Raw genomic sequence first — 5,488 nt, 5'->3', positions numbered from 1 at the left:
TCAGCAGATAGGGGTTTCGGAATTTAATCTTGACGATGACCTACTCTCACATGGGGAAACCCCACACTACCATCGGCGATGCATCGTTTCACTTCTGAGTTCGGGATGGGATCAGGTGGTTCCAATGCTCTATGGTCGTCAAGAAATTCGGTAGCCAGCGCGTGCCTTGCGGTCACGTTCCAGCGAATGGGTATGCGATAGTTTGTGGGTTTTGACTCGAACTTTCGGTTCACTTCGTCTTCACACACCGCAATCTGGCCTCTTTCGAGTCTACAGATTGCTTGGGTGTTATATGGTCAAGCCTCACGGGCAATTAGTACAGGTTAGCTCAACGCCTCACAGCGCTTACACACCCTGCCTATCAACGTCGTAGTCTTCGACGGCCCTTCAGGGGACTCAAGGTCCCAGTGAGATCTCATCTTGAGGCAAGTTTCCCGCTTAGATGCTTTCAGCGGTTATCTTTTCCGAACATAGCTACCCGGCAATGCCACTGGCGTGACAACCGGAACACCAGAGGTTCGTCCACTCCGGTCCTCTCGTACTAGGAGCAGCCCCTCTCAAATCTCAAACGTCCACGGCAGATAGGGACCGAACTGTCTCACGACGTTCTAAACCCAGCTCGCGTACCACTTTAAATGGCGAACAGCCATACCCTTGGGACCGGCTTCAGCCCCAGGATGTGATGAGCCGACATCGAGGTGCCAAACACCGCCGTCGATATGAACTCTTGGGCGGTATCAGCCTGTTATCCCCGGAGTACCTTTTATCCGTTGAGCGATGGCCCTTCCATACAGAACCACCGGATCACTAAGACCTACTTTCGTACCTGCTCGACGTGTCTGTCTCGCAGTCAAGCGCGCTTTTGCCTTTATACTCTACGACCGATTTCCGACCGGTCTGAGCGCACCTTCGTACTCCTCCGTTACTCTTTAGGAGGAGACCGCCCCAGTCAAACTACCCACCATACACTGTCCTCGATCCGGATAACGGACCTGAGTTAGAACCTCAAAGTTGCCAGGGTGGTATTTCAAGGATGGCTCCACGCAGACTGGCGTCCACGCTTCAAAGCCTCCCACCTATCCTACACAAGCAAATTCAAAGTCCAGTGCAAAGCTATAGTAAAGGTTCACGGGGTCTTTCCGTCTAGCCGCGGATACACTGCATCTTCACAGCGATTTCAATTTCACTGAGTCTCGGGTGGAGACAGCGCCGCCATCGTTACGCCATTCGTGCAGGTCGGAACTTACCCGACAAGGAATTTCGCTACCTTAGGACCGTTATAGTTACGGCCGCCGTTTACCGGGGCTTCGATCAAGAGCTTCGCGTTAGCTAACCCCATCAATTAACCTTCCGGCACCGGGCAGGCGTCACACCCTATACGTCCACTTTCGTGTTTGCAGAGTGCTGTGTTTTTAATAAACAGTCGCAGCGGCCTGGTATCTTCGACCGGCGTGGGCTTACGCAGCAAGTGCTTCACCCTCACCGGCGCACCTTCTCCCGAAGTTACGGTGCCATTTTGCCTAGTTCCTTCACCCGAGTTCTCTCAAGCGCCTTGGTATTCTCTACCCAACCACCTGTGTCGGTTTGGGGTACGGTTCCTGGTTACCTGAAGCTTAGAAGCTTTTCTTGGAAGCATGGCATCAACCACTTCGTCACCCAAAGGGTAACTCGTCATCAGCTCTCGGCCTTGAAACCCCGGATTTACCTAAGATTCCAGCCTACCACCTTAAACTTGGACAACCAACGCCAAGCTGGCCTAGCCTTCTCCGTCCCTCCATCGCAATAACCAGAAGTACAGGAATATTAACCTGTTTTCCATCGACTACGCTTTTCAGCCTCGCCTTAGGGACCGACTAACCCTGCGTCGATTAACGTTGCGCAGGAAACCTTGGTCTTTCGGCGTGGGTGTTTTTCACACCCATTGTCGTTACTCATGTCAGCATTCGCACTTCTGATACCTCCAGCAAGCTTCTCAACTCACCTTCACAGGCTTACAGAACGCTCCTCTACCGCATCACTTACGTGATACCCGTAGCTTCGGTGTATGGTTTGAGCCCCGTTACATCTTCCGCGCAGGCCGACTCGACTAGTGAGCTATTACGCTTTCTTTAAAGGGTGGCTGCTTCTAAGCCAACCTCCTAGCTGTCTAAGCCTTCCCACATCGTTTCCCACTTAACCATAACTTTGGGACCTTAGCTGACGGTCTGGGTTGTTTCCCTTTTCACGACGGACGTTAGCACCCGCCGTGTGTCTCCCATGCTCGGCACTTGTAGGTATTCGGAGTTTGCATCGGTTTGGTAAGTCGGGATGACCCCCTAGCCGAAACAGTGCTCTACCCCCTACAGTGATACATGAGGCGCTACCTAAATAGCTTTCGAGGAGAACCAGCTATCTCCGAGCTTGATTAGCCTTTCACTCCGATCCACAGGTCATCCGCTAACTTTTCAACGGTAGTCGGTTCGGTCCTCCAGTCAGTGTTACCTAACCTTCAACCTGCCCATGGATAGATCGCCCGGTTTCGGGTCTATTCCCAGCGACTAGACGCCCTATTAAGACTCGCTTTCGCTACGCCTCCCCTATTCGGTTAAGCTCGCCACTGAAAATAAGTCGCTGACCCATTATACAAAAGGTACGCAGTCACCCAACAAAGTGGGCTCCCACTGCTTGTACGCATACGGTTTCAGGATCTATTTCACTCCCCTCTCCGGGGTTCTTTTCGCCTTTCCCTCACGGTACTAGTTCACTATCGGTCAGTCAGTAGTATTTAGCCTTGGAGGATGGTCCCCCCATATTCAGACAAAGTTTCTCGTGCTCCGTCCTACTCGATTTCACTTCTAAGATCCTTTCGCGTACAGGGCTATCACCCACTATGGCCGCACTTTCCAGAGCGTTCCGCTAAAATCAAAGAAGCTTAAGGGCTAGTCCCCGTTCGCTCGCCACTACTAAGGGAATCTCGGTTGATTTCTTTTCCTCAGGGTACTTAGATGTTTCAGTTCCCCTGGTTCGCCTCTTGCACCTATGTATTCAGTACAAGATAACCATCTTATGATGGCTGGGTTCCCCCATTCAGACATCTCCGGATCAAAGTCTGTTTGCCGACTCCCCGAAGCTTTTCGCAGGCTACCACGTCTTTCATCGCCTCTGACTGCCAAGGCATCCACCGTATGCGCTTCTTCACTTGACCATATAACCCCAAGCAATCTGGTTATACTGTGAAGACGACATTCGCCGAAAATTCGAATTTCTCAACTAAGAGAACTCACAAATTTTACCTTAGCCTGATCCGTTACCAGTGAAAGTAACGTTCAGTCTATCTTTCTATCACATACCCAAATTTTTAAAGAACGAACTAGTCAAAGACTAGAAATCAACATTCACCATCGAACCGATGGAATGCTCATTTCTAAGCTTTATACAATCGAAGCAGTAGTGGTGGAGCCAAGCGGGATCGAACCGCTGACCTCCTGCGTGCAAGGCAGGCGCTCTCCCAGCTGAGCTATGGCCCCGTATTTCTACAGGCGTTTCCCACACAAAATTGGTGGGTCTGGGCAGATTCGAACTGCCGACCTCACCCTTATCAGGGGTGCGCTCTAACCAACTGAGCTACAGACCCAATTTCGGGCTGCTTCTTTCGTCTTCTTCAATGAATCAAGCAATTCGTGTGGGAGCTCATGGAGCAGCTGCGGTCGTCGATTAAGGAGGTGATCCAGCCGCAGGTTCCCCTACGGCTACCTTGTTACGACTTCACCCCAGTCATGAATCACACCGTGGTAACCGTCCCCCCGAAGGTTAGACTAGCTACTTCTGGTGCAACCCACTCCCATGGTGTGACGGGCGGTGTGTACAAGGCCCGGGAACGTATTCACCGCGACATTCTGATTCGCGATTACTAGCGATTCCGACTTCACGCAGTCGAGTTGCAGACTGCGATCCGGACTACGATCGGTTTTGTGGGATTAGCTCCACCTCGCGGCTTGGCAACCCTCTGTACCGACCATTGTAGCACGTGTGTAGCCCAGGCCGTAAGGGCCATGATGACTTGACGTCATCCCCACCTTCCTCCGGTTTGTCACCGGCAGTCTCCTTAGAGTGCCCACCATAACGTGCTGGTAACTAAGGACAAGGGTTGCGCTCGTTACGGGACTTAACCCAACATCTCACGACACGAGCTGACGACAGCCATGCAGCACCTGTCTCAATGTTCCCGAAGGCACCAATCCATCTCTGGAAAGTTCATTGGATGTCAAGGCCTGGTAAGGTTCTTCGCGTTGCTTCGAATTAAACCACATGCTCCACCGCTTGTGCGGGCCCCCGTCAATTCATTTGAGTTTTAACCTTGCGGCCGTACTCCCCAGGCGGTCAACTTAATGCGTTAGCTGCGCCACTAAGAGCTCAAGGCTCCCAACGGCTAGTTGACATCGTTTACGGCGTGGACTACCAGGGTATCTAATCCTGTTTGCTCCCCACGCTTTCGCACCTCAGTGTCAGTATCAGTCCAGGTGGTCGCCTTCGCCACTGGTGTTCCTTCCTATATCTACGCATTTCACCGCTACACAGGAAATTCCACCACCCTCTACCATACTCTAGCTCGACAGTTTTGAATGCAGTTCCCAGGTTGAGCCCGGGGATTTCACATCCAACTTAACGAACCACCTACGCGCGCTTTACGCCCAGTAATTCCGATTAACGCTTGCACCCTCTGTATTACCGCGGCTGCTGGCACAGAGTTAGCCGGTGCTTATTCTGTCGGTAACGTCAAAACACTAACGTATTAGGTTAATGCCCTTCCTCCCAACTTAAAGTGCTTTACAATCCGAAGACCTTCTTCACACACGCGGCATGGCTGGATCAGGCTTTCGCCCATTGTCCAATATTCCCCACTGCTGCCTCCCGTAGGAGTCTGGACCGTGTCTCAGTTCCAGTGTGACTGATCATCCTCTCAGACCAGTTACGGATCGTCGCCTTGGTGAGCCATTACCTCACCAACTAGCTAATCCGACCTAGGCTCATCTGATAGCGCAAGGCCCGAAGGTCCCCTGCTTTCTCCCGTAGGACGTATGCGGTATTAGCGTCCGTTTCCGAGCGTTATCCCCCACTACCAGGCAGATTCCTAGGCATTACTCACCCGTCCGCCGCTCTCAAGAGGTGCAAGCACCTCTCTACCGCTCGACTTGCATGTGTTAGGCCTGCCGCCAGCGTTCAATCTGAGCCATGATCAAACTCTTCAGTTCAAACATCTTTGGGTTTTGAGAAAACCCTAAACTTGGCTCAGCAATCGTTGGTTACATCTTTGATTTCTCGCGGAGTAACTTGTGATGCTGATAATCTGTTGACTAGCAGTCTGACTCCACAAGCACCCACACGAATTGCTTGATTCAGTTGTTAAAGAGCGGTTGGCTGAGTCTTTCGTCTCAACCGAGGCGCGCATTCTACAGCGCCCCGTGTATCTGTCAAGCGGTTATTTTAAGAAGTTTTCAAAGTTTCGCTT

General features: G+C 51.7%; 2 tRNA genes and 3 rRNA genes. All 5 read right to left on the bottom strand.

What is annotated here, in order from left to right:
• Window positions 1-27: 27 nt before the first annotated feature.
• Window positions 28-143, bottom strand: a 5S ribosomal RNA gene (rrf, locus tag FHK92_RS06785).
• A gap of 149 nt (window positions 144-292) precedes the next feature.
• A 23S ribosomal RNA gene (locus FHK92_RS06780) occupies window positions 293-3,184 on the bottom strand.
• Between the two features lie 246 nt (window positions 3,185-3,430).
• Window positions 3,431-3,506 (bottom strand) — tRNA-Ala (locus FHK92_RS06775).
• 30 nt (window positions 3,507-3,536) lie between these two features.
• Window positions 3,537-3,613 (bottom strand) — tRNA-Ile (locus tag FHK92_RS06770).
• Between the two features lie 81 nt (window positions 3,614-3,694).
• A 16S ribosomal RNA gene (locus FHK92_RS06765) occupies window positions 3,695-5,231 on the bottom strand.
• The 16S, 23S and 5S rRNA genes sit together here with 2 tRNA genes alongside, the layout of an rRNA operon.
• Between the last annotated feature and the right edge of the window lie 257 nt (window positions 5,232-5,488).

Source organism: Pseudomonas brassicacearum subsp. neoaurantiaca (assembly GCF_013608025.1).
In the GTDB taxonomy this organism is placed as follows: domain Bacteria; phylum Pseudomonadota; class Gammaproteobacteria; order Pseudomonadales; family Pseudomonadaceae; genus Aquipseudomonas.
The sequence above is the reverse complement of the archived record's forward strand: the minus strand, read 5'-3'. Positions and strand labels throughout refer to the sequence as shown.